The organism is Alkalinema pantanalense CENA528 (genome assembly GCF_050753345.1).
Classification (GTDB): Bacteria; Cyanobacteriota; Cyanobacteriia; order Leptolyngbyales; family Leptolyngbyaceae; genus Alkalinema; species Alkalinema pantanalense.
Genome location: NZ_JBLZFX010000089.1, coordinates 1 through 26,109, shown reverse-complemented (window position 1 = coordinate 26,109; position 26,109 = coordinate 1). Strand labels below are relative to the sequence as shown.

Annotated in this window: 17 protein-coding genes; 8 read left to right on the top strand and 9 right to left on the bottom strand. The window is 50.2% G+C overall.

Going from position 1 to position 26,109, the window contains the following annotated elements:
- The 3 genes from ACN4EG_RS21770 to glsA form a co-directional block, all read left to right on the top strand.
- The coding region (locus tag ACN4EG_RS21770) for a Uma2 family endonuclease (RefSeq protein ID WP_431632297.1) at positions 1-816 on the top strand (816 nt) is incomplete at its 5' end.
- 35 nt (positions 817-851) lie between these two features.
- Positions 852-1,796, top strand: coding sequence for a DNA polymerase III subunit delta' (locus tag ACN4EG_RS21765; RefSeq protein WP_431632296.1), 945 nt, complete (start codon positions 852-854; stop codon positions 1,794-1,796).
- A 107-nt stretch (positions 1,797-1,903) separates the two neighbouring features.
- Positions 1,904-2,845 (top strand): glutaminase A, encoded by a 942-nt coding sequence (gene glsA, locus ACN4EG_RS21760; protein WP_431632295.1) that lies wholly within the window; start codon positions 1,904-1,906, stop codon positions 2,843-2,845.
- A gap of 28 nt (positions 2,846-2,873) precedes the next feature.
- Here glsA and ACN4EG_RS21755 read toward each other — a convergent pair whose 3' ends face one another.
- The 4 genes from ACN4EG_RS21755 to ACN4EG_RS21740 form a co-directional block, all read right to left on the bottom strand.
- Positions 2,874-3,545, bottom strand: coding sequence for a DUF2301 domain-containing membrane protein (locus ACN4EG_RS21755; protein ID WP_431632294.1), 672 nt, complete (start codon positions 3,543-3,545; stop codon positions 2,874-2,876).
- A gap of 189 nt (positions 3,546-3,734) precedes the next feature.
- A complete protein-coding gene (locus ACN4EG_RS21750) occupies positions 3,735-4,280 on the bottom strand; it encodes a LuxR C-terminal-related transcriptional regulator (RefSeq protein WP_431632293.1) in 546 nt (181 codons plus the stop codon).
- A gap of 828 nt (positions 4,281-5,108) precedes the next feature.
- Positions 5,109-5,507 (bottom strand): response regulator, encoded by a 399-nt coding sequence (locus ACN4EG_RS21745; protein WP_431632292.1) that lies wholly within the window; start codon positions 5,505-5,507, stop codon positions 5,109-5,111.
- A gap of 175 nt (positions 5,508-5,682) precedes the next feature.
- Complete coding sequence (locus ACN4EG_RS21740) at positions 5,683-9,234, bottom strand: PAS domain-containing sensor histidine kinase (RefSeq protein WP_431632291.1); 3,552 nt, start codon at positions 9,232-9,234, stop codon at positions 5,683-5,685.
- Positions 9,235-9,587: 353 nt separating this feature from the next.
- On the opposite strand from ACN4EG_RS21740, the gene ACN4EG_RS21735 reads away from it, so the two are divergent.
- On the top strand, positions 9,588-10,040 hold the full coding sequence (locus ACN4EG_RS21735; protein WP_431632290.1) for a response regulator: 453 nt from the start codon (positions 9,588-9,590) through the stop codon (positions 10,038-10,040).
- A gap of 123 nt (positions 10,041-10,163) precedes the next feature.
- Here ACN4EG_RS21735 and ACN4EG_RS21730 read toward each other — a convergent pair whose 3' ends face one another.
- Entirely contained in the window at positions 10,164-12,173 is a 2,010-nt protein-coding gene (locus ACN4EG_RS21730; RefSeq protein WP_431632289.1) for a response regulator, read from the bottom strand.
- 611 nt (positions 12,174-12,784) lie between these two features.
- Between ACN4EG_RS21730 and ACN4EG_RS21725 the strand changes: the two genes are divergently transcribed.
- Positions 12,785-15,271: an eCIS core domain-containing protein gene (locus ACN4EG_RS21725; protein ID WP_431632287.1), complete on the top strand. Its 2,487-nt coding sequence runs from the start codon at positions 12,785-12,787 to the stop codon at positions 15,269-15,271.
- Positions 15,272-15,349: 78 nt separating this feature from the next.
- Here the strand turns inward: ACN4EG_RS21725 and ACN4EG_RS21720 are convergent, their stop codons facing one another.
- The gene (locus ACN4EG_RS21720; RefSeq protein WP_431632286.1) at positions 15,350-16,192 is read right to left on the bottom strand and encodes a putative bifunctional diguanylate cyclase/phosphodiesterase; all 843 of its coding nucleotides are present in this window, start codon (positions 16,190-16,192) and stop codon (positions 15,350-15,352) included.
- Between the two features lie 782 nt (positions 16,193-16,974).
- On the opposite strand from ACN4EG_RS21720, the gene ACN4EG_RS21715 reads away from it, so the two are divergent.
- The 3 genes from ACN4EG_RS21715 (at position 16,975) to ACN4EG_RS21705 (ending at position 23,394) form a co-directional block, all read left to right on the top strand.
- Positions 16,975-18,411, top strand: a complete 1,437-nt coding sequence (locus tag ACN4EG_RS21715; RefSeq protein ID WP_431632285.1) for an AAA-like domain-containing protein — start codon at positions 16,975-16,977, stop codon at positions 18,409-18,411.
- A 207-nt stretch (positions 18,412-18,618) separates the two neighbouring features.
- Positions 18,619-22,185 (top strand): AAA-like domain-containing protein, encoded by a 3,567-nt coding sequence (locus tag ACN4EG_RS21710; protein ID WP_431632284.1) that lies wholly within the window; start codon positions 18,619-18,621, stop codon positions 22,183-22,185.
- 102 nt (positions 22,186-22,287) lie between these two features.
- Complete coding sequence (locus ACN4EG_RS21705) at positions 22,288-23,394, top strand: tetratricopeptide repeat protein (protein ID WP_431632283.1); 1,107 nt, start codon at positions 22,288-22,290, stop codon at positions 23,392-23,394.
- Positions 23,395-23,406: 12 nt separating this feature from the next.
- Here the strand turns inward: ACN4EG_RS21705 and purE are convergent, their stop codons facing one another.
- From purE to ACN4EG_RS21690, 3 genes are all read right to left on the bottom strand, one after another.
- Entirely contained in the window at positions 23,407-23,952 is a 546-nt protein-coding gene (purE, locus tag ACN4EG_RS21700; protein ID WP_431632282.1) for a 5-(carboxyamino)imidazole ribonucleotide mutase, read from the bottom strand.
- A 327-nt stretch (positions 23,953-24,279) separates the two neighbouring features.
- Positions 24,280-24,738: a 50S ribosomal protein L9 gene (gene rplI, locus ACN4EG_RS21695; protein ID WP_431632281.1), complete on the bottom strand. Its 459-nt coding sequence runs from the start codon at positions 24,736-24,738 to the stop codon at positions 24,280-24,282.
- A 130-nt stretch (positions 24,739-24,868) separates the two neighbouring features.
- Positions 24,869-25,678 carry an inositol monophosphatase family protein gene (locus ACN4EG_RS21690; RefSeq protein ID WP_431632280.1) on the bottom strand — a complete coding sequence of 270 codons (810 nt, stop codon included), beginning with the start codon at positions 25,676-25,678 and terminating at the stop codon, positions 24,869-24,871.
- Positions 25,679-26,109: the final 431 nt, after the last annotated feature.

Genomic DNA, 26,109 nt, shown 5'->3' with positions numbered 1-26,109 from the left:
ACCCCCACCTACCGCCTCGCCCCCCTCACCATCACCTGGCAACGCCTCCCCGACGGCTTTCGGCTAGAAGAAAAACCCGTGGAAAACACCTGCCAACCCCTCATCGCCGGAGCCCTACGAGAAAGCCTCGAAATCACCGATCGCATCCAGCCCTCCATGCTGATCGCCTCCAACTTCGGCCTCTGCGCCACCGTCAACAACGAACTCACCCTCAAAGCCCCCGACTGGCTCCTCGTCCCCACCGTCAAAACCATCGTCCCCGATCGCAAAAGCTACACCCCCCACCTCGAAGGCGACCCCCCCGCGATCGTCATGGAATTCCTCTCCGCCACCGACGGCGACGAATACTCCTCCAAACCCACCTATCCCCCCGGCAAATGGTTCTTCTACGAACAAGTCCTGCAAGTCCCCACCTACGCCATCTTTGAACCCGACAGCGGCCTCCTAGAAATCTATCGCCTCGCCGACTCCGGCTACCACCTCGAACAACCCGACGAAAACGGCCACCACTGGATCCCAGAACTCAACCTCTTCCTCGGCACCTGGCGCGGCCAAAAAGAAGAACGAAGCGGCTACTGGCTGCGCTGGTGGGACGCCGATCGGCAAATCCTCCCCTGGGCCGTCGAAAAAGTCGCCGCCGAACGCCAACGCGCTGAAGAAGAACGCCAACGCGCCGAAGAAGAACGCCAACGCGCCGACCAAGCCCAACAACAGGCCGAAGAAGAACGCCAACGCGCCGAACAGGAACGCCAACGGGCCGATCGCCTCGCCGAACTCCTGCGATCGCAGGGCCTCGATCCCGATACGCTACTCTAGTGAAGTCTTCCTACTCCGCTGGAAAACCCGCTAGCATGTCCACCGTCTTCGCCCCCCTCATCGGCCAACCCGCCGCGATCGAACTCCTGACCCAAGCCGTCAACCGCGATCGCATCGCCCCCGCCTACCTCTTCACCGGAGCCAACGGCATCGGCAAACGCCTCGCCGCCCAATGCTTCCTAGAACTCCTCCTCTCCCCCAATCCCTCACCCTCGCCCAACCTCACCCGCCGCATCCAACAACGCAACCACCCCGACCTCCTCTGGGTCGAACCCACCTACCTACACCAAGGCAAACGCCTCACCGCCCAAGAAGCCGAAGCCGCCGGAGCCAAACGCAAAACACCCCCCATCGTCCGCCTAGAACAAGTCCGCGAAATCAGCCAATTCCTTAGCCGCCCTCCCCTAGAAGCCCCGCGATCGGTCATCGTCATGGAAGCCGCCCACACCATGCCTGAAGCCGCCGCCAACGGTCTCCTCAAAACCCTCGAAGAACCCGGCCAAGCCACCCTCATCCTCCTCGCCCCCAGCCCCGAATCCCTTCTCCCCACCATCGTCTCCCGCTGCCAAACCATCCCCTTCTATCGCCTCTCCCCCGACCACATCGCCACCGTTCTGCGCCAAACCGATCGCGCCGACATCCTCAACCAACCCGAAATCCTCAACCTCGCCCAGGGCAGTCCCGGCGACGCGATCGCCCAATGGGAAAAACTGCAAACCATCCCCCCCGACCTGCTCACCCTCCTCACCCAACGCCCCACCAACCTGCGCGACGCCCTCACGATCGCTAAACAAATCGCCAAAAACCTCGACACCGAAGCCCAACTCTGGCTCCTTGACTACCTGCAACAAACCTACTGGCACAACACCACCGCCATCAGCCTCCTCCAACCCTTGGAACAAGCCAAACAACACCTCGCCGCCTACGTCCAACCGCAACTTGTGTGGGAAATTGCACTGATGAAATTGGCAAAACTGTAGACTGATACCAAATCCATTACCAAATCAACGACCAAATTAATGACGACTTCGTAGGAGACAGAGGAACTCGGTAGGATTGGACTGTAGCATTGAACAATCAATTGGGTATGAGGCAGAGCAAGCCTGTGGCCAGTCGCTTCCAGCAATTAAATCCAGCACACCTCCATCATTGGATCGGGGAAGCCCAAGTGCAGAGCGCCCTCGGCCGCCTACCTGACTACATTCCCCTCCTCGCCCAAGCCGACATTACGGGGTTAGCGATGCAAATCCAAACCGCAGAAGGCTGCTGGTTTCGATCGGGGCAAACCCATCCCCCCTTTGTCCTGATGAGTGTGATTAAGCCCTTTCTGCTCTTAATGCTTTTGGAAACCCTCGGTAGTCAGCACGTCTTTGCCAAAGTCGGCAAAAGCCCCTCCGGCCAACCCTTCCATTCCCTCTCCCAACTGGCTGCCGATCGCGGTTTTCCCCGCAATCCCATGATTAACAGCGGCGCAATCACCCTCGCCAGCTTACTGCCGGGACGCAACGGCTCCGAACGCTGTGAAGCCCTGCGACAGTGGCTCAACCAACGGGCAGGCTGCCAGCTTCGCCTCGATGAAGCCATGCTGATATCGGTGCGATCGCTAGCCAACGAAGCCAACCGCGCGATCGTCAATCTCCTCTACCAAGCGGGATACGTGGAAAACATTGACCTTGCCCTGGAAACCTATAACCACATTTGTTGCCTTTCTGGAACGATCGAAGATCTGGCAAAACTAGGGCTGATGCTAGCAATACCGCATTTACAACTACAATCCCAACATCAACAAATTGTCAATGCATTAATGTTTACCTGTGGATTGTATGAAGTCTCTGGCGAATATGCCGTTCGCATTGGTCTTCCCATGAAGTCTGGTGTCAGTGGTGCATTAATTGCAGTGATTCCTAAGGAAGGCGCGATCGCGATCTACAGTCCCGCGATCGATGTCATTGGCAATTCCGTTGCCGGACTCTTTCTGATGGGCAAACTTTCCCAAGCGCTGAAGTTAAGTGTCCTAGCTATTGATTAATTGCAACAGGTTGCATTGCCTAGCATGGCTATTGATGCGCTGAGTTTTTCTGTTGGTGCAGGTATTCAAACACGCTCTTATCCCCAATATCATCTGGAATCGCCTGCACCGCCTTCCGGCCTGCAAAAACGAGAAACAATCCCGACCACGCGATCGCCAATCCCTGCGCCACCCCGATCGGCAGTAGTCCCAAAAGATGTCCCAGCAGTAAGGTGGGAACGATCACCGTCAGAAATTTCGTCTCTAAACGATTAAAACAAAAGGCTTCTTTAAAATAAATTCCCGTTAAGGCCGCAAACGTAAAGCCAATTCCCAAAATCGTCCACGGCTGCTGCACCACCGTCTCAACAAAAGGTGCCGGATCCCCCAACGCGATCGCGATCGCTGCAATGCAGCCCACTGCCCAAAACGCCTGCAACGCCCGATGCAAAATTTCTAAATAAATATGAATGGTGAATAAGCTAATACCCAGAGCAACGCTAAAGACCGCATAGAGCCCAGCAATCAGCCAAGCTTGGGTTGAAGATTCTGGCATAACCAGCGCAATGATTGTCACCAATGCAACACAAACCGCCGCGACCATCAACGCCGATCGATAAATTCGCACCCCTTGCCGATCGTGCTCGTCAATGGTGAACGGCCCAAATTGTCCTTGGTAAATGACGGGTTCTGTGGAGGAAGTTGCGGCTGAGGAAGTCATGGTAGGACTGGCTGAAGTAAACGACTCAGAAAAGAACTGACTCAGAAAAGAAACGACTCACAAAGTAAGCTGGAGTACTAAGCATCGACGATCGTCTTCGATCGTACAAGACTCGCGACTTTTCTTGCGACTTTCCCGTCGTACAATTCAGCATTCAATCTTGCAACCTGACTGTTCCCCTCTACAGTCTTACTCCGCCAGCCTTAACATCGGCGCAACCGGGAACGGATACAAATTGTGGGCTCGCTGCTTCACAAATTCCCGGCGTTTGAGATAGACATTCTTGGCATGGGTCTTGACGGTGTTTAAGCTGATTTTGAGTTGATCCGCGATTTCCTGGTAAGTACATTGCGATCGCAGCAACATCCACACCTGCGCTTCCCGCTTCGTCAAACCATAGGCTTTCTGATCCCGATGAAGTTCCACTTCACAGCAATCCTCTACCACCACCAACAAAGAAGATGGCTGTGGCGATCGTGACTTCATGAAACTGACGTGCAATCGCACCCATTGAATTAAGCTCGGCTGATACTCAACCACCAATGGCACCTGCGGCGCTTCCAAGTTCAAAAATTGCTGACAGACGGCAACCACATCCCGAGGTAGGAGATCAGGAGAGGATTGAAACAAGGTATCACAGAGATGATGGGCCCGTTCATTCAGATAAATCGGTTGTAAATCCGAGGAAACAATAAAGATGCCAAGGTGTAATGAATCGAGAACTGCAAATTGCATTGCGAAAGGCTCGGGCTGCGCCTGAAAAGGGATTAAACCGTAATTCATCACTACCTCAATCCGTATCCGTATATCTCAATAAGGTTGAAAGATTCTTAGTGAAAGATTCTTTGAAAAAACAACTACACTCAACTTGGGGTTTACCCTCAGAAACAGCCCTCCCACAATGACTAGATAGGGTGACTAGATACGGTGACTAGATAGGGTTTGCCCCTGAGCAAGCTCCGAGGAACGACAACTTCCCATGGGGCGGAATACCCGTTGAGGATATTGGTCATTGCATGGGTCATTGCAATCAGTTGCCCCCATGTACCACCTCAATTAGCAACCGTAAGAAATCTCGGTCAGTCATTCACCACGGTGAGTTACTACGGTGAGTTACTACGGTGTATCACTGCGATGAATCACTCCAGTGAACACAATGGCAAGCACGATCGACGGATCCTTCATAGTAGGTTAGCCACTCACCCATCCTCCCTAGGACTAGGTTCAACTTCCTCGTAACTTCAGGGAACAGATCACTTAGGGAACAGATCACTCAGGGACCATCATTGTCAAGAAAGGCTGGCTAGAGTGTCTCCAAGGGCAGACATTCTCTGGCATAGAGGAGGATTGGAGTTAGTGTAGACGCTTCATGGGCTTAGCTTAGACCTAAAAAGTCAGGAAATGGTAAGGATATCGCTCTCCCCAAAAAATTAGGCTCTGCCATCCCCGTAATGTCAGCGATTTCTGAGCTGTCTACAATCACTGCGATCGCGGAAAATTTGCAATTCAACCCTACGCGGCTTCAGCCCCATCCAGACCATCGCAGCCTGAAACTTGAATCCATCACCAATGTAGGATGTCTGAGACTTGTTGCGACAATTGCAGGGGATCAAAGGGTTTTGCAATAATCCCAGACACCCCTAGCTGAGCTTGATCTTCAGGGGCGATCGGCATTATTTTTGCAGTGAGTAAAATAACAGGAATGGTTTGGGTACTGAGCTGCGATCGTAACTGCTGTAGCACGGTCAGACCATCCATATCCGGCATCATCACATCCAATAAAATGGCATCCGGTTGATCCCGATGGGCCTGCTGCAACCCCTCACCACCCGAAGCCGCTGTCAGCACAGTCCAACCCCCTAATCGTTCCAAAGTGATTTGAATAACGAGTCTGAGACTGGCTTCATCTTCAATGACTAAAAGTGTTTTGGGAAGATGGGTTGGGGTAGATAAAGAAGACATGGTCGAAGAAGGTTCCTACAGAGTGACCGCAGTTGGAAGATGATTGGCCGATCGGGATGACCCACTCCCCTATCGTAATCACTACCGTACGAAGATTGCATTGCTGAATGTAATTTATGCACTGATCTTTAATGCACTGATAGTGAACGCATCGAGTCGTTAACGCATTGAGTCGTTAATCGCTTTCGCCCGGATTCAAAGCGGCTAGGGGCAATGTAAAGTAAAACGTACTGCCCTGCCCCAAGGTGCTTTGTACCCAGATGCTTCCAGTATGTTGCTCAACAATTTTTTGACAAATCGCTAATCCCAATCCCGTACCTCCAGCTTTGCGGGAATCAGAGGAATCCACCTGCTGAAATCGACCAAAAATCATCTCTAACTTATCAGCAGGAATCCCTCGGCCCTGATCTTGAATGGAAAATAACCCGTAGGTGTGGGGCAGGCGAGGGGTTTGAGATGGCCGACGGTCTGCACGATCGATGTCATCTCCCATGGAGGGCTGGGAAACTGTTTGTGTACGGATGGTAATCGTGGTTTGTGGCTGCGAAAATTTGACAGCGTTGCCCAGGAGATTCACCAGCACTTGGACAATCCGATCGAAGTCAGCCTGCACTTGCAGGTCAGTCGGTTGCCAATTGAAGGCAATTTCTGCCTCTTCTGCAAGGGGATATATGATTTCGATCGCCTGTTGAATCAAATCCGTTACCGCACAGGGTTGGGGGGTCAAAATTACGGTTTTGGCCCCTAGGCGTTCAAGATCCAATATGTCATTCACTAAGCGAGTCAGTCGATCGCTCTGGCTGATGGCTACTTGAATCAACTCCCGAGCCATGGCCGGATCCTCATCACAAATGCCAGAGGCTACGAGTCCCAGGGATCCTCGCATAGAAGCGAGGGGGGTGCGCAGTTCATGGCTGGCAATGGCGATAAATTCATCCTTCATTTGCTCGATCGCCCGCCGTTCCGTAATGTCGAGCATTTGTTTCACAAAGTAGAGCGCTTGACCTTGGCTATCTCGCACTAAGGAAAGACTGCGGATCACCCAAAGGTCATAGCCTTGTTTGTGGCGATAGCGTTGCTCCGCCTGGTGACTGGCGATCTCATCGCAAAGTAACTGGTGCAGAATCCGGGAATGGGGGGCGAGATCATCCGGATGCAAGACATCCGTACAGGTCAGTTGCTGTAATTCTGGCTCACTGTAGCCCAACAGTTGACACAGAGCAGGATTCACCTTCAGCCAACGCCCCTCTAGGGACATTAATGCAATCCCCGTGACTGCGTGGTCAAAGGCATGACGAAAGCGCTCTTCACTTTCTTGCAGGGCTTGGGTGCGTTCCTGAACCCGTTGTTCCAGGGCTTCATTCAGTTGTTGTAAGGCGGTTGCAGCCTGTTTGCGATCGGTAACATCGCGCCGAACCGAAACCCAATAATTCACACGATCATCGTGGGAATCATGGATGGGCACCATGCTGAGATCGGCCCAAAATTGGGATCTGTCTTTGCGATAGTTAATAAATTCCAACTGCGTTGGCTGTCCCGATTGCAACGCCGATCTCAGTTGAAAGAGCGCTTGGTGATCGGTCTGTTGTCCTTGTAAAAAACGTGGCGTTTTATGAAAAACTTCTGCGGCAGAATATCCCGTCATGTCCGTAAAGGCGGGATTGACATAAACAATCCGGTGGTGCGGAGGATAAGGATTAATACTTAAAGACTGGTTGCTGAAAGACTGGTTGTTGAAAGACTGGTTGCTTTGAGCAGGATGCTCCACAGCCTCGATCGGCCGTTGCCGGGACTGCGAGTCTTCTAACGCCGTGTCTGGGAGGAATGCAGTTGCTTCGACCTCAGGTTCATGAATCACTTCTGTAATAATGACTGCTTCATGAATGCTCGTTACCACAGATTCCAGTAACCGCAATTGTTCCTCTCGTCGTTTACGATCGGTAATATTCTGCGTCATCACCATGCCCGCAATAATCTCACCGCGATCGTTGGCGATCGGCAAATGGTATACCCAGTACGTTAATCCTCTAAACGGAATTTCAGTCACTGTGGTTTCACCCGCCAGCGCGGCTCGATAAAAGGGTTCGATCTGATGGGCCACGTCACTAGGGATAGCTTCCCAAATGGTTTGGCCTTCCAATTGTTCTTTGGATAATCCCGCTTCGGCAAGGCCCAAGCCATCGGCTAAGGTAAAGCGCAGATCCGTGTCAAATAAGAAAACCCCGCCATTGGGAAAATTACTGGCAAAGGTACGATACAGCGCTTCACTTTTTTTTAGGGCGGCCTCAGCTTCTTTAAAATCCGTGATGTCCGTACTGATGCCAGTGACAATCCAACACCCTGCGGCTTCATCCCGACGGGAGGCAAAGGTCACCGTCAGCCAGCGCAGTGTTCCGTCTTTGCGATATAAGCGGTATTCGATCGTATTCGATCGCTCCGCAAACACATCCTGAAAACCGGGTACTAAGCAGTTTTCCCAATCTTCGGGATGCACCCGCGACATCCAAAGATAATTGTCGGCCATGAGTTCTTCTGCCGTATAGCCAAAGATGGTTTCGGCTCCGGCAGATTGGTAGTCATATTGCAGATCAAAGTTAGGATAGACGCGCACTTGAAAAATGGACGCGATCGCATTGTCCAGGATGTCACTCAGTTTAGTTGTGGACTCTTTGAGTTGCAGTTCTAGCTCTTTGCGATCGGTAATATCCGTCAATACCCCTGTCCCAAACCAACAGTTTTCTGCCTCATCCCATCGCCCTGTAAAGTTGGCATTAATCCACCTTACTGTGCCATCCTTCCGACGAAAACGATAGTCTACCTGTCCTGCATTGCATTTGCGCAGGCTATCAAAGATGACCGGTACGATCGCCGCTAAATCTTCCGGCAAGACTCGATTCCCCCACAGGGCCTGATCCGTAATGAGTTCATCGGAGGTATACCCGAATAACACTTCACAACCAGCGGAACAGTAGTCAATGTGCCAAGTATTATTCGTAAACCCTCGAAAACTGAGAATTGCAGCACTGACATAGTTGAGAATGTCATTGAGATGGGTAGACGATTCCCGCAGTTGAAATTCCAACTGTTTACGATCGGTGATGTCTCGCATGAGCCACCGCAGAGTCATGCCTGTTCCATGACGATCGTGAATGACTGCAACACTGAGTTCAACCCAAGTTTCAACCTGTTTTTTGACCTGCTCTTCAACCTGATTTTCAATCTGAGGACAATACTCATTAGCAGCATGGCAAAGTCGTAACTCACAACCCCGCACTTGTCCCACTTGCCGCAATTGCTGAATGACTCGATCGTAAATAGCTAAATCTGCTGGGTGTATAAAGATGATCAACGATCGATCGATTAAATCTTCCGGATAGACCTGTAATAAATCAGCAGTCGCTTGATTCGCTTCCCGAATCGAACCGAGTTCATCCGTCACGAGATAACCATCAGGAGCAAAGTTGAACAAATCCTGATAGCGTTGTCGCTCTTGTTCAATAGACTGTCGAGCCTGAATTAATTCCTGATTGTGTTGTCGTAATTTCTGGGCCAGTGTTTCCAGTTCCTCTAGGGCAATAGAAACATCCCCCACGGTTTCCATGACCAAATTGGTCATTTCTCCACCCCGTTCCAGCAGTTGTACCCGGTGCAACAAATTGGCAAGCCGTTGGTGGGTAGATTCGATCAGGGTTTCAAATGGTGCGCGGTGGAATTGTTGCTGGGACATGGCCGCAAGCTCTTCTGTCTGAAGTCCTTGTCCTATGATAGGCGAGGGGAGAGTGACTCAACGGAAGTGTCTCCCTGCCGTCAATTGCATTGCCCACTGCAACGGTTGTACATGTTGTGTAGGAAACTCCTAAGCCCCAAAATGGAAAAAAACCTCAAAACCTCACTATTTCCTAACTTTTTAAGGCTATGATTACCCTAACGCCTAGAATAAATGCGATCGCAGGTGACTGATTGGAAGCAAATGTTGCAACTGGATCAATCAACTGGGTAATGCAACTGGGTGATGCGCCACCTTGAATCAGTGATTCATCATTGAACTGAACTTTGATGAGAGTGGTTGAGTCTAGGACTGTGAATTCTATCATGCAGGTGACTAACAACCAGGTGACTAACAACCAGGTAACGGCAAACAATGTGTTTGTGATCCAAACGGTTCTTTTGATTGACGATGACGAAAAATTTCGCGCTATTTTGGCTGAAATTTTGACCGATATGGGGTTTTCGCCTATCTCTGCTGAAGATGGATTGCAGGGATTGGAACTTGCCAATCGACATCAACCGGATTTGATTATTTGTGATATAAACATGCCCGTCATGGACGGCTATGGGGTACTTAAATCTATCCGCAATGATCCGATGCTGGCTCAGGTTCCCTTTATTTTTCTGACTGCCGAGATTGACGAGACGAATCACCAACAGTGTTTACAATTAGGCGCTACCGCCTGTTTGAAAAAACCGCTGCGGCTGTTTCAGTTATTAGAAGCCATTACAACTATCCAACAAACCCATTTACAAGCAACCTAAGGGCAAAGAACCCCGAAGGGAACAGCGCATAAATAAAATCCCAATTGGGTAGGGGTAGGAGCGTAAAAGGGTAGGAGGGTAGGGGAATGAAGAGGGGATATTATTTCTTTGCAAATCCCTAAGCTAGGTTCCCCGATCGCGGCTGGATAATTTGCGAAGGCGATTCAGGATACGAGCAATCAGTTCCGGCTCAACGATCGGCTTTCTCACATAGTCATCCGCTCCTAGGTTGAACACTTGTGTGACAGTGGCTCGATCGGTGTGGGCAGACAAAAAGATAATCGGTAGATCCGCCCAATCTGGATCACTCCGCACCACACGACAGAGATCAAAGCCACTAATTTCAGGTAACTCAATATCTAAAATCAATAAATCAGGTTGACAGGTATTGAGGATTTCCCAGAACTCCTTTGGATTCTCCAAGGGCGTGACTTGGAGTCCCCAGGGTTCCAGTAGCGCCACAATAGTCGCTAAAATTTGGGGATCATCATCTACTAGCAGAATACTGGCATGGGGATCGGGCGTAGATTCGATCGCTTGAGCTAAGCCTTTTAAGAGCATGGTTGGCTCGATCGGTTTGGCTAAGATAGCCCGGGCACCTAGCCGAGTCAGATGAACCCGTTGGTGTAGGCGGTCAATGGGAGATTGTAGAGAAGACTCAGGACTCAAAATAACCACCACGGGAACCTGCTGCTCTGTGAGGACAGAGAGTTGTTGGATGGCTTCCGCGTCAGGAGTCACGGCAGGAGTTAGGGTGAGGTCTACCATCGCGATGCAAGCAAGCTTCTGGCTGACCAGTTGCTGAACTTCAGCCAGCGTTGTCACAAATTGCGTTGTCACTAATAGGCTTTGCCAAGCATCGCAAGCCGTTAAGCGATTGATCATGTCCCTCAATTGTGGATCCTGAGTCATCACGATGAGGGTTTGCCCACCCGCTGGAATCACTGAGGCCAGTTCTGAGGCCAGTTCTATTGGAGCGCGCGTCCAATCCTCTTGATTGAGACTGGCATCATGGGCTGCGAGCTTTTGTTTCAAGGTTTGAAGGGTCTCGGCAAGGTGTTGGAGCATTGGCCGATCGAGGGGGAGATCGAACTGGAGGGCGTCTTCCAAGATGCGAGCCAGCGTTGAGCCTTCGGGGAACCCTAAGGATCCAAAAGAACCCACTAGGCGATGGGCTTCGGCTTGGGCCTGGTGACGAACTTCCGGCGTCAGCCTACCCTGAGACCCCTGGTCGATCGCTGATTCCAAGAGGGCCATGCGGGGTTGCAGCGTCTCCCGGAAACTGACCCAAGCCTGAGCAATTCTGGATTGAATCTCAGCCCGCACTAGGGTCAGCGACGATGACAACTGATAGTCCTGTGCTCCTGGCGCAGGTCCCGCTCGTAACGGATCGATCTCTACCTGAATAGCCCGTTCCTGAAGCACCGACCCAGCCAACGACGAACCGGTAGGTTCGGGTGGTGCCAAGAGACGATAGCCCAGTCCGTAAATGGATTCAATCAGTTCGATTTTCATCCCTGCGGCTCGCAGCTTTTGTCGCAGTCCCCGAATTTGGGTGTTCACCGCCCGTTCTCCGCAGGCCGCATCCACCCCCCAGACCTGATCCAGAATCGCCGATCGACTAAAAATCCGACGCGGGAACTGCAAAAACAATTCCAAAATGCCATATTCCTTAGGTGTCAGATGGATCGGTAACCCGTCATAACACACCTTCCGACTGTCAACATCAACTTCGAGACGTTCCCATTGCAGTAGGGCTGGCATCAGAGATGGTAGTCGTCGCCGGAGCAGGGCCCGAATTCGGGCCAAGAGTTCCGCTTCATAGAAAGGCTTACTGAGGTAATCATCGGCACCTGCTTCTAGTCCCGCTACTCGATCGTAGGGACTATTTTTGGCAGTCAGCATCAGAATAGGGGTTTGATTCCCCTCTGTTCGGAGCTGGCGGCATAGGGTAATGCCATCGATATCCGGCAAAGTCAAATCCAACAAAATCAGATCATAGGCTGCCTGTTGAACCAGATCCAACGCCGTTTTTCCATGTACCGATGTCTCTACTGCAAAGTGATGATCGGTGAGGATTAAATGGAGTCGATCGGCAACAGTGCGATCGTCTTCAACTAGCAAAATTCTCATTTTGAATCCTACAAGTTGTTATCCAGAGTTTTCTTAAAACAACAGGCTCTTTTGTCGGGTTTAACCCCATCTCTTTATTGTTTGAGCCTGGTAGCTTTTTAATCCTAGTCACTAGAATTGAGAATTGTGTGAGGGGGAGACATTATATCAGGTTCTAACTCATGTTCTAATACATGCCGAATGACTATCATGCATTCCCTGAGAAGAGCAACACTACCCGATGGGAGAATTCCGTTGAAAACCTATTTGGGTAAGCCATAGATTGGCCAACAATCTATGCAAGCAATCTATGCAAGCTATCTGCGCAAGCAATTTTTAAAGTTATATTTCTGACCTTTTCTAGAACTCCTGAAAATTAATAATTTTCAACAAGTAATATATGGATTCATTCTGCTGGTCTCGGACAATCAAGACATGGGGCAGTTTGAATCTAGAAGCATGACAGCGAGCTGCACAATTAAATTACGAGGACAATTACGAAGAAAAGTACAAAAAAAGATCAAGACAGTCATCACCAGTGCACCTGCCTTCACCAAGATCGACTGTATCAATCAGGTAAGCACAGGACTGGATTAATGAATCACTAACCAATCACTACGGGTGCATCGTGTATGCGTTTTCAACGGGTGACTCAAGCCGCTACAGAACAGTCTACGACCCAGCATGCGTTCTCCCTGCTGTCTACAACTCGCTTGGGGCAGCAGGGGCTCAGTTCCCAGCAGACCCAGGAGAAGGATCATCCATCGGATCTGAGTCGTCCCACCCCAAGCAATGGAGATGGAACCCATGGCATCCCCTTCCACCTGAATTATGACTTTACCCAAATCCCCATCCATCCTCAATTGACGGTCACCCAACCCAACGATCCAACGGAGCAGGACGCCGATCGCGTTGCCGATCGCGTCGTGGAACAGATCCAGCGACCCAGCAATCTCGCGGCCCAGTTGCCCGAAACAGCATTGCAACCCCGGTTAGGACTTAATCCGGTGATCGCACGGGCCTTCAGGGGCGATCGTGACCAGTCATCATCCCCCCCAGCCAATTTGGAGCAGGCGATCGATCAGGCTAGACCCCATGGAGAACCCTTGGCAGTCCCCGTGCGGCGATCGATGGAACAGGCGTTTGGCGCAGATTTCCGCCAAGTGCGGGTGCATGCTGATGCGGAATCGGAACAACTGAATCGATCGATTCAAGCCCAAGCCTTTACCACAGGGACTGATATTTTCTTTCGATCGGGAGCCTATCAGCCCCAAAGTCGATCGGGCCAGCGGCTGATTGCCCATGAGCTCACCCATGTCATGCAGCAACAACATAGCTGTACGAACTCAATGCCGATCCAACGAACCTACCAATTCCAGGGAAATACCTACAAAGCGACGGACTACGACACCAGTCACAAGGACTTTCAGACCTTGCAGCTCTCCGAAGGTAAATTTACTGCGGTCCAAGCCGATGCAGGCTTGCCGACGTTCTATGGTGTGCTTAAAAAAATCTTTGCGAATAATCTCAATGACTCAGCGTTTGCCTACACAAAGCTGCTGGGGAATAGTTGCGATCGGCCCCGCAAAGTTAGTGCTCGAGTACAACGCCTCAAAAACACAAAAGATCTGCGTTTCCAGAATCCCTTTGTGACTGCCATTGGCAACCTGGGTACGGAGGAACTGCTGATCCGGGATGGGGTCGATCTTGCAAGGGTGACGGCCTACGATGGTGGCCATTTAGTGGGATATCAAGTTGTCGCAGGGCCAGGAGCCGATCAAGCCTGGAATGTGGCACCGCAGGATCGCGTGAATAATCAGTTTGCCTATAACAATACGATCGAAGAAATGGCGCGAACTGCCGATGTCGGAACGATCTATGACTATCACGTCGAAGTGAAGTACAAGAGTCTTAACTTCCGAGTCGATCAAAATCAACTCCTGAAACACGGCATCATTAAAGCTCTAGATCCTAAGCAATATTGGGAAATTCAACTACCGGCCAGAATTCCGCAGTACTGGGATGCCAAAGCGGACATTGTGAGTCCGAAGGGGCAGTTTGGTAAACCAGCGAAGGACGAAAAAAAAGGATCTGACATCCCCAAAACCTATCAACAACATGCGGCCAATTATCTTGAACATCCCCTAACCCACACAGCGGCTGCGACGACTGCCAAATATAAACTGTCGTTGTTGGACAAATCAGCCCAGGAACTCGACAAAGCCACGGCCCTCAAGGATCGATCGACTATTCGCGGGGTTGAATACCGCATGCACCAAGTGCAACCCCACGAACATGATGCCCAATTAGCGCCTGACACTTGGGATGCCACGTTGAAGCAGGCCAATTTTGGAGAGGTGAAATTAGACGAACTGACCTATGACGAGGTGGAGAAACTGGAAAAAGATCTGGTCGGCCTTTTGAAATCTGTACAGGGGGTTACTGAGGTCGAAATGCAAGATATAGATCTTACAGAGGAGATTACTAAAGGGTTAACTGAAGTGACCACTCAGACCCAGAAAAAAGAAGAAATCGCCCCTGACGGCAGCAAGACTGATAAAGAAGAAATCGAAGAACTACCCGATGCTTCCGATCGAGCTATTGCATTGGGATTTGAATTATTCAACAGCTTTAATCTTGATCAAGAGCGTGAAAATGAAATTGCTGTGTTCAACAACCAAATCTCCGCCTGTCAACAGCATGATGTCTTACAGCAACAGGATGAGTCGGCTATGAAACTGGCTCAAACCACGATTACAACTTTAATCAGTACCCCCCTCCCCAAAAATGCCAACCAAACGGCAATTCGTCAGCGTTTTATGACATTAATGACAGAGAAGCGAGGCTTGGAGCGCATTCGGATCAATCAACAGGAAAGGCGCACGGTTCGCAACGCGGCTGTGGCTAAGTTTAGAGAAATGAAGAACTTTTTGGCCAATGCGAAAACGGTTGCTAAAGCCATTACGAAACAGAAAACATGGTCAACGGCTGAAGGCCGAAAGTTGCAAGCGTTATTTGGTCAGCGGGTGGGCGCTCTATCAAAATTAAAATTGAGTGATTTACGAGTGTCCTTGAAGGATAAATTTAAGATATCTGCGTATAAAAAAATTACGCATTAAGGTCATTGATGATCAGTTGGCTCTTCCAAGCGGATTTTAGACCGAGGAGACAGGCATTGTTCATCAGATTCCCGTGAATCAGTTGGTCTCTTTGGAACTTAAATAATGAGTGATGGCTTCTGCTTCACCGGGGGCTTGGAACCAATAGCCCTGACCAAACTCGCATCCTAGCAACTTAAGCTGCGCCAGTTGTCCCTTCGTTTCAATGCCTTCCGCCACTAAAGGAAAGCCAAGGGTTTGACTCATCTGCACGATCGCCGTTAGGAGCTTGAGCTTGAGGGGAGTCTCCTGCAAATGGGACAGGAAAGAACTGTCCAGCTTAAGAAAATCGATCGGGAGTTGATGGAGATAACTGAGTGATGAATAGCCGGTACCAAAATCATCCAGACTGATTTGCACTTGGAGTTGTCGGAGAGCCTGTAAATTTTGTACAACCACTGCTAAATTTTGCATCATACTGCTTTCAGTAATCTCCAACTTTAGCGATAGGGGAGAAAGTTGTGTTTCCTGCAAAATTGACTCGAGATAAGGCAGGAGATCGGGCTGTTCAAATTGAGCAGCTGATAGGTTGACGCTCAGGAAAAAGTTGCTATTAACAATGCCTTGCATTTGCCATTGCTTTAACTGTTGGCAGGCCGATCGCAATACCCAACGATCGATCTGCAACAGGATACCATTTTGCTCCATTAAAGGAATGAATGCTGCGGGGGCCAACAAGCCTTGCCCAGGGTGATCCCACCGCAACAGCACCTCCATTCCGCGAATCGTTCCTGTTATCAAATGGACGATCGGTTGATAGTACAGCTTAAATTCACCATTGTGAATCGATCGCCACAGACCCATCTCCCAATCAGATTGGCTCCCTGATACGCAGGGATAAGAGACCGTTGATTGTGTAGGGCAAGCAATAAACTGAGACATATACCTAAGGGATCATCCAAAGGAGTAAGGAATAATGGGCACCGCGTTAGTTGGTCACGCGAGGGACAGTCCCTAGACCTGAAAAGTCCCAGTGTTAAGGCGTGAAGCTAGCCGGATTCAGCCCATACTGTGCACAAATCGCAATAACCACAGAGCACAAAAAGTTTTTATTGTAGAAAACTTACGCCCATGGATGACTCACTAATTTAGAACAAATTTTTTTAGAACAAATTTAACGATAGGAGCTGTTAGATTTACCGAAGAAATATGGACAGTTCCTCTTACACCCTGAAAACGTGAATCGGGAAGCATAGGTTCTCGAACCCTCTAAGATTTTCTAACACTTCGATACCCAGCGACCTAAGCTTATTTATTAGAAAGTTGAAGAAACTTAAGGATTCACGATAAGTGATCCCCTTCCCAAGAGAACCGAGTTGATCAGACTGACGATTTTCATGAAACTCCAGCCTATCTTGCAAAAGATTTTACAAGAGTTAAAGGAGTGACATTATACTCATTAATACTAATTGATATTAATGTCACACCTGCATAGATTGCTAGATAACCGAGAGCATTCAACACAGCCTCAAGGGTTCTATGTATTTTTCTCTCGCCATCAATATCGCATGCTGTGCGGAGCTCCGCCATCCCTGTTAGAAAGTTTAGAAGGAAATTTAATGAGGCTGAAGGGAAACTTAATCGGGACGGGATGGATTTGAACCCACCCTGTAAAATCGTTCCAGTAAGTCTATTTTTCCTGGACAACTCTTCCTGGACAAACTGTGACAACAACTTACCAGCTTGCTGAGCTGGGCAAGGGTTCCCTGATTGCTAGTGTTCTATCCATGATGTATCCTTCCCATGATCCTTCTGATGGTGCTTCGCTTTCATCCTTTTCCCTTAAACGTAAACGAGGCGTTCTTCTTAGCCTTCAAGGATGGCAACGGATCCAGTCAGCGGAAGCCGCGATCGCCCTTCAGTCCAATGATGGAAAGCCGTTGACGCTTGAACAGTTGAGCGATCGTAGTGGTCTCAGTACGAAGACCCTAACCAAGGTTCGCCAGCGGCAGAAACCGGTGGATGTAATCACGCTGCAAACCTATTTTCAATCAATTCATCTGACTCTTGAAGCAGAGGATTATCTTGCGGAAATCGAGAATGAACCGAGAACTCCCAGCCCTCTCCCTCAAACTTGGCTAACGGGCCCTTTGCCGATCGAATCTCCGTTTTATATTTTTCGCCCCCCCGCCGAGACTACAGTTTTTCGGGAAATTATGCAGCCCGGTGCTTTGGTTCGGATTAAGGCCCCTCGGCAGTTTGGTAAAACATCCCTGGTGACCAAGGCCATCTTCCATGCCACGGAACAGGAGTTTCGGACGGCTATCTTAAGTCTCCAATTAGCTGATAGCCATGTTTTGAGCGAATTAGAGAAGTTTCTCCAATGGTTCTGTGCATCCTTAAGTCGTTGTTTAGGGGTGCCCAATCGGTTGGATACCTTTTGGAATCCCCTGTTTGGCAGTAGCTATAGCTGTGATGACTATTTTGAAAATTATTTGTTAGCCACATCTGATGCTCCATTACTCATTATCTTGGATGAGATCAATGTGCTGTTCCAGTATCCAGAAGTTGCCACGGATTTTTTTGCACTGGTGCGAGCGTGGTATGAACGATCGCGGCATCGCTCCGGCCAAAATCAAGCTTGGCAAAAACTGCGGTTGATTTTAATTTATTCAACCGATATCTTTTTTTCCCTGAATGTCCATCAATCTCCCTTTAACGTGGGCGTGATGATTCATTTGCCTGAGTTCACCCTATCCCAGGTGCAAACGCTAGTCATACTCTATAGAGTTACGGAAGCAGAGACCTGTGCGCTGAAACTTTTTCAGCTTTTGGGCGGGCATCCTTTTCTAACTCAGCTAGCCTTATTTCATCTTGGAACAGGGAAGCTCTGCTTGGAGGAATTACTGTGCACTGCGATCGCGCCGAACAGCATTTTCCAAAGCCACTTCAACCAGCAGTTATATTATCTAGAAAGTGATGGGGAATTAAAGGAAGCCATGCGTCAAATTGTTTCGACGCCCCAGGGTTTGGAACTATATCCCACGATCGCGAATAAATTACGCGGGGTTGGCTTAATTCGCTTTCAGGGACAGTTATCGGTACCATTTTGCCAACTTTATCAACGCTTTTTAGAAAAAGTTTTCAATTGCTGGGGATGATTCTAAATTTCCATCAACATCTCATTAAGAACAACAGATTCAGGAATCAGTCACCTTCAAGGTCATTGAAGAATCAGCCTTCCTAATCACAATTCAAACCGTATCTGCGATCTCAGACGTTACCCCGTTAATGACATACTCTATGATTTTCAGCCTATGATGTTCAGGAATTGTGATTGTCCTTTTGTATTTCCTGCCTAAACGCCCATGCCTTACCAAGTTGGTGGCAGTCTTCCCCCCAATGCCTCCACCTATGTCTACCGTCGAGCAGATGAAGTCCTATTCCATGCCCTGAAAACGGGGCATTTTTGCTATGTCTTCAACGCGAGGCAGATGGGCAAATCCAGCCTGCGGTTGCAAACCGCCCTGCGACTCCAAGCGGCAGGTATCCATTGTGCCACGATCGATTTGACGGAAGTCGGAACTCAACGCATTACGATCGACCAGTGGTATGCTGCGATCGCGGCCTATCTGCTCAAGCGCCTGCAAATCTCCTTTCCCTTAGTATCTTGGTGGCAAGAACGCCAGCATCTTTCTAATATTACGCGCCTGAATGATTTAATTGAAACCATAATTCTTAAACAGATTACTGAGCCGCTTGTCATTTTCATTGATGAAATTGACAGTGTGTTGGGACTGAGCTTTCCCACGGATGATTTTTTTGCATTAATTCGTCACTGGTTTAATCAACGGCCAGAAAACCCACAATATCAACGACTAACCTTTTGCTTAATTGGGGTAACAACACCCAGTCAGTTAATTGCTAATAAGTTACGAACGCCCTTTAACATTGGTCAAGCGATCGAACTTCAGGGATTTCAATTCGACGAATGCCATCCTTTATTAGCAGGACTATCAGACTTCGCCGATTCGCAAGGGATTCTGCAACGCATTCTGTATTGGACCAACGGACAACCTTTTCTGACCCAAAAGCTATGCAGTTTGATAAAAACCTATGATTACCTGGCAATGCAGGGTTTCTTCCAGGAAGGCCCTAATGGCATCTCGCTAAAATCCTCACAAAATTGGGTTGATGAAGTAGTAGAAACCCAAATCCTCGCCCGTTGGGAAAGTCAGGATGAACCGGAGCATTTAAAAACGATTCGCGATCGTCTGCTACAAAATCCCCAAACCACCTCTCGACTCCTAGGGCTATACCAACAAATTCTGGCGACTTGTAACCCCTCCCCCGAATCAGCAATTACCACCCCTAGGATCGAAACTGATCAAGTGAGCTATGACAGTCCTGAAGCAACAGAATTACTATTGACCGGACTCATTGAAAAACAGCACGACCAACTTGGGATCAAAAATCGGATTTATCAGCAAATCTTTACCTGGGATTGGGTCAGCCAACAACTCAGTAAATTACGCCCCTACGATGAAGCGTTGAATGCCTGGGTTGCTTCTGGCCAAACCGATGACTCCCGGTTGCTACGGGGCCAAGCCTTGCTCGATGCCCAGCAGTGGAGCCGAACCCAAAGCTTAAGCGATCTCGACTATCAGTTCCTTGCTGCCAGCGAAAAGTACGATCGCCGGGAAATGCAACAGGCCCTAGAAGCAGAACGGGCAAACGCAGTGGAAGCAGAATTGCTCGCGGTGCAAAGGGCAGCTAAATTCCAGCGATTTTTCCTCTGCACAACAACGGCTGGCCTAGGAATCTCGTTGATATTAGGGCTTACAGCATTTTTGCAATACCGCAATGCGATCGGAAATGCTCACCAAGCCAAATTAAACGAAATTCAGGCACTGGCTTCCTCGTCCCAGGGGCTATCCGCTTCTAATCGACAACTGGATGCCATGGTAGAAGGCATTAAAGCCAAACTGCGGCTGCAAGAACTGCAAAATCTGAACGAAGGTGAAATCGATCGATCCATTCAAACCCAGGTTGAAACAGCCCTCCGGCAAGCCGTCTACACCACCAACGAGTTCAACCAGTTGCAGGGGCACCAAGGGGGCGTGCTGACGGTGGATATCAGTCCCGACGGGCAGTTCATCGCCACGGGCAGTAACGATAAAACCGTCAAACTCTGGACAAGGGATGGAGCCTTCCTCAGAACCTTACCCCATTCGGCAACCATCCATCGGGTCGCCTTTGGGCCAGATAGTCAGCACCTTGTCACCGGCGGTTTAGATGGCACGATCAACCTTTGGCGCATTGATGGCACTCTCGTCAAAACGATGTCAGGGCACCCAGCACCTGTGTGGGGTGTGGCCTTCAGTCCCGATGGTCAGTTGCTCGCCTCCGCTAGTGGCGATCGCACGATTAAAGTCTGGCACCTGGATGGAACCTTAAAATCAACTTTGCAGGGCCACCAAAAAGCCGTCTGGAATGTGGCTTTTAGTGCGGATGGTCGGCAACTGGTTTCTGCTGGATTTGATCACACGGTACGGTTTTGGACGGTGGATGGAAAGCTGCTTAAAACTCAACGCGAACACCAAGGCCCAGTGTGGGACATTGCCCTGTGCCAGCAGTCCAATCAATTTGTGTCCGCCAGTGCCGATCGTACTGCCAAAGTCTGGCGAGCTGATGGCAGCTTAGTGCGAACCTTAGCCAGTACGCATCCCATTCTCGGTGTTGGCTGTAGCCGCAATGGGGAATACATTGCCACCAGTGGCACCGATAAATTTGCCAAAATTTGGAAATCCGATGGCACTTTTATCCGTACCCTCAAGCAACACAATGCAGTGGTGCGGGATGTCGCCCTTGGCCCCAATGGATTAATGGCAGTTTCGGCCAGCGATGATGGCTTGGTCAAACTCTGGCGACGGAATCACTATTTGCTGGTTCCGATGAATGGCCATCAAGATATTGTGTGGGAAATGGCAACCAGTCCCGATGGCAAACTGGTTGCGACGGTGAGTGGGGATGAGACTCTCAAACTTTGGCGTACGGATGGGAGACTCATCCAGACGCTTCAGATCATAGACTCTGGATTTCGGAGTGTCACCTTTAGTCCAGATAGCCGGATGCTGATTACGGGGGGAAATAATCTCCAGGTGCAACTGTGGGATTTGGGCGATCGCGATCACCCTAAAATTCGACTGCTGCGATCGTTCGAGGGCCACAAAGCTAGTATCTATGCCGTTGCCATTAGTCCCGACGGCAAAACGATCGCCTCCGGTAGCGATGACAATACGATTAAACTGTGGTCGATCGACGGTCAGCTACTCCACAGCATCAAGGCCCACAAAGAACGCATCTGGAAACTGGCCTTCAGTCCCGATGGCAAGCGCTTTGCCTCCGCCAGTGAAGATGGAACGGCTAAACTCTGGTCGATCGACGGCCAACCGATCGCGACTCTGCCGGGACAGGGAGCCGTCTGGGGAGTGGCCTTTAGTCCGAAGGGCGATCGGTTAGTATCCGCCAGCCGCGATGACACCTTCAAACTCTGGCGATCCGATGACGGTAGCCTCATCCGAACCATCGTTGCCCAGAGCCAAGGTTTAACGAGAATCGCCTTCAGTCCCGATGGCACCACGATCGCCACCGCCGGGGTGGACAATACCGTCAAGTTCTGGAGTCCCGATGGGCAACTGCGCAGAACCCTACCAGGGCATCATGGGTTCGTTGCCAGTATTACCTTTACCCCCGATGGCAAGCATTTAGTGTCTGGCAGTGATGACAGTAGCGTCATTTTGTGGGATTTGCCGAAGATTCGTGCTTTGAATGAATTGGACTACGCCTGTAAGTGGGTAAGTAACTATCTCCAGACCAATCCTAAATTTACAGACCAAGAGCGCCAGTTATGCCAGTTCCCAGGACGCTCCTAGGATGATCCGTAGAATCGTCAAGCCTTGCGCATTTTGGGCCAGACTTGGGCACTCTTACACCATAACGTTGCCCTCCCATCTCCGAAATCCCATTCCTGCGCTATGGTGCAAACGCAAGATGTTAATGCTGATAGCCTCCTTGAACAGGCTCTCACCCTAAGTCAAAAGGGTGACTATTCTACTGCGATCGACTGTTTTAACCGTGTACTTGAAATTCGCCCAGACTCCCTGATTGCCTGGAGCGAAAAAGCTAGTACATTGCTCAATGCTGGTCAGCAGGAAGCTGCCATGACCTGCCTTAACAAAGCACTGACGGCCCATCCTTCCTCGCCCTATTTGCAATATCAACGGGGCTGGATTGCCCATGTGGCAGGCCAGTATGCCGATGCCATTCTCAGTTTCCAACGAGTTTTGCAACTGCAACCCAACTATCCCAACACTCACTACAGTTTGGGGCTCTCCCTTTATACGATCGAACGCTACGAAGAGGCCATTCCCTATTTATCTCAAGCCTTAGATCTTGATCCCAAATCCGCCGAAACCTGGTATCTCCAAGGGGCCGCGCTCTATGCCACGGGGCGCTACGAAGGCGCTATTACTCACTTCAACCGTGCCCTGGAAATGAAGCCAGATAATGCGGATGCTCTCAGCGGTCGGGGGAATGCGTTACTCTGTCTTGGAGACTACGAAGCCGCCGCCTCTAGCTATGCCCAGGCCCTTGCGATCGACATTGAAGATCCAATTATTTGGTACCACCGTGGCCTTGCCCTGAAGCAAATGAACCGTCACGAACCGGCGATCGATTGTTATCAGAAAGCCATTAAGCTCTATCCCGACTATGCGGCGGCTTGGTATGGCCAAGGCTTTTCCTGTATGCGGTTAGAGGATTATGAAACGGCCCTAGCCAGTTTTGATAAGGCGCTGGATATTCAACCGAACTACTATGAAGCTTGGTACAACCGAGGTGTGATCTTAAAAACCATCAATCGATTGGAAGAAGCTTTAATTAGCTACGATCGAGCTCTAGAGTTACGCCCCACTGATTTCCGGGCGTGGAATAACCGAGGCGGCTTGCTCGTTAGCCTAGGCCAATTGGAAACCGCCCTCAAAAGTTACGACAAGGTGCTGGAACTGCGTCCCGAAGACCCGATCGCCCTCAAAAATCGATCGGCAGTTCTGCGGAAGTTGCAATCCCATGCCAGCGGCTAGCCCAGCGACGCCCTAGCCCATGCCTTGTAAGTATTGCTGATAGCCGACTTGATCCAGTTTGGCTTGTTTCTCCATCACCATTTCTTTCAGGCTGGTCTGGTAGGCCATCACCTTTTCCAGTAACGCAGCATCATGGGCGGCCAGAATTCTCACAGCTAACAGTCCTGCATTGCGTGCATTGCCGATCGCCACAGTCGCCACGGGAATCCCCGCTGGCATTTGCACGATGGAATAGAGGGAATCTACTCCCTGTAAAGTGCGGGTCATTACGGGCACCCCAATCACAGGTAACGGCGTCAGAGAGGCGACCATTCCCGGCAAATGCGCCGCGCCGCCTGCCCCGGCAATAATTACCTGAATGCCCCGTGTATGGGCGGTTTGGGCATATTCCACCATGCGTTCCGGGGTACGGTGGGCCGAGACGATCGCCACTTCATGGGCAATACCAAATTCCTCACAAACGGCGATCGCGGCTTGCATCGTGGGCAAATCGGAATCGCTGCCCATAATGATGCCCACTACGGGGGGCTCAACAATGTTGGTCGTGGTATTGGTCATAGCATTGGTCGTGGTATTGGTCGTGGTATTGGTCGTGGTGTTGGTTGTGCATTGGTTATGGCACTGGTGATAGCTTCGGTTATAACTTCTTCCATCAGTACCCAGACTGTTGTAGCAACTTAGTAGTTCACAGGTTGACAAACGCAGCTTTCCCACCCAGTCTGTTATCCAAAGAAAAATCCCCCGAGCGATCGTCAGAAACACTAAGGGGAATCTCCAAGCAAAATTAAATCTCAACAAACTGCCTTCCGGCTGATCTTAGGCTTGTCTCAGGGAGGTATTAACCCATCCTATCTAACGAGCTAAATTAACCGGATTTTGCAATAACTACGCTGCAACCACTGCAAAAGCCACGGAGACAGATACTTCGGGGTGCAGTTTGATTTCAGCGTGGTATTCGCCCAGTTTTTTGACTTCAGGCACTTCGATATCCCGCCGATCGAGTTCGATATTGGCGGCAGCCTTGATCGCCTCAGCGATTTCTTGGTTGGTCACCGTTCCGAAGATGGCCTCGTTTTCGCCCACTTGCTTCGCGATCGACAGTGTGCCTGCTTTTTCCAAAGCTTCTTTCTGCTTCACCGCTTCTACTTTCAGCTCAGCCAGCCGCTGACGCTCCAGTTCCTTCCGGCGCTCTACCTGCTTGAGGATGCCGGGGGTAACATTGGTGGCAATCTTTTGGGGGAAGAGGTAGTTCCGTGCGTAGCCAGGAGCCACATCCACCACATCACCCAGTTTGCCCAGTTTGCTCACGTCCTTGGTGAGGACGACTTGAACCCGTTTTGCCATGATCGTTCCTACTTAACGCTTGTTTCCGTCTCTGCGGAGAAATCTCTAAGCCAATTTTTCGCAGCCAAATATCTAAGGATACCAGAGAGGAGATCTTTTTGGAAGAGTGTCATTGAATGGATGTTGTGGATCACGCCAGTCCTTGGCGCACGAGGGGTTCAAACACCGCTAATAAATCGGGATGGCTCACAACTAGGCTGGGATAGGCATGGGATCCATAATTTTCGCCGGGGTGGAGGGGAAAGGCTGGCTCTTCGGTGAGGAATTTCCAGGTTCCCCCAGCGGCCTGCACGATCGGCCAAGTGGCGGCAATGTCCCAAATTTTGGGGGTGGCTTCTACGCCTCCCAGGGCAGCTCCCATGGCCACGGTGAGCATGTTGTAGGTGGCAACGCCTAGCATGCGGACTTTAGCGGGAATGGGATTTTTGAAGACACCAATGCTGCGGGCGCAGAGATTGAAAAACTGAGTACCGCTGAGGGCATCGCTGGAGACTTGCAGGGGCTGACCGTTGCAAAAGGCTCCCGTGGGCATCTCAAGGCCGGAGGTGCCTGCCCAGTAGCCGTAAAAGGATTGCTTTAGGGGAGGGACGTAGACATGGCCGAAGACGGGGGTGCCGCGATAGAGCAATCCGATCGAAATGCCCCAGATGGGTAGACCCCGGGTGAAGTTGGTGGTGCCGTCGATCGGGTCAATGATCCAGCACCATTCATTGGGCGGCAAGATATGGACGGTTTCTTCGCTGAGGACCCCATGGTCAGGAAAGGCAGCTTGTAGCGATCGGCTCAGTTCTGCATCGGCCCATTGGTCGGCTTGGGTCACGAGGGAGCCATCGGCCTTTTCGATCGCCTGTATATGCCCAAAATCCTGAAGCAAGCGATCGCCCACGGCTTGCGTCAGGGTCTGAGCGGTTTCTAATACTTGAGTCCAAAAGTCCATCATGGGTGTCTTACCTTGTCTGAAACTTCCATCTTTCCAGGTTTTCACCCCAAGCGAAGTGTTCTGAACTCACAATGCTTGCCAGACCGTTGCCAGATCGTTACCTCACCTGCTGCCGTAGGGAATCTGAAAGGTTACTCATGCGAGGGGGAACGTAAACCTCGTTGAACAGCTTCAGCCAACGCTTGAGCTTCATGCAATCTTTGCAGAGAATATTTGCATGGTGACTTTTCACATCTAGGATGAACCTGATATATTTACGGACATGCTGAAAACGAGGTAGCAATTTACAAAATCATGACTGCCCCCTAGTGCACTGCCCTATGCATATTTCATGGTTCATTGTAGATTTGCAATCATAATTTGCTCACTCATTTCCAATGGGTCATCTCCATTCAGAATGGTCATTTCTAGCATTTTGATGAACGTTAATG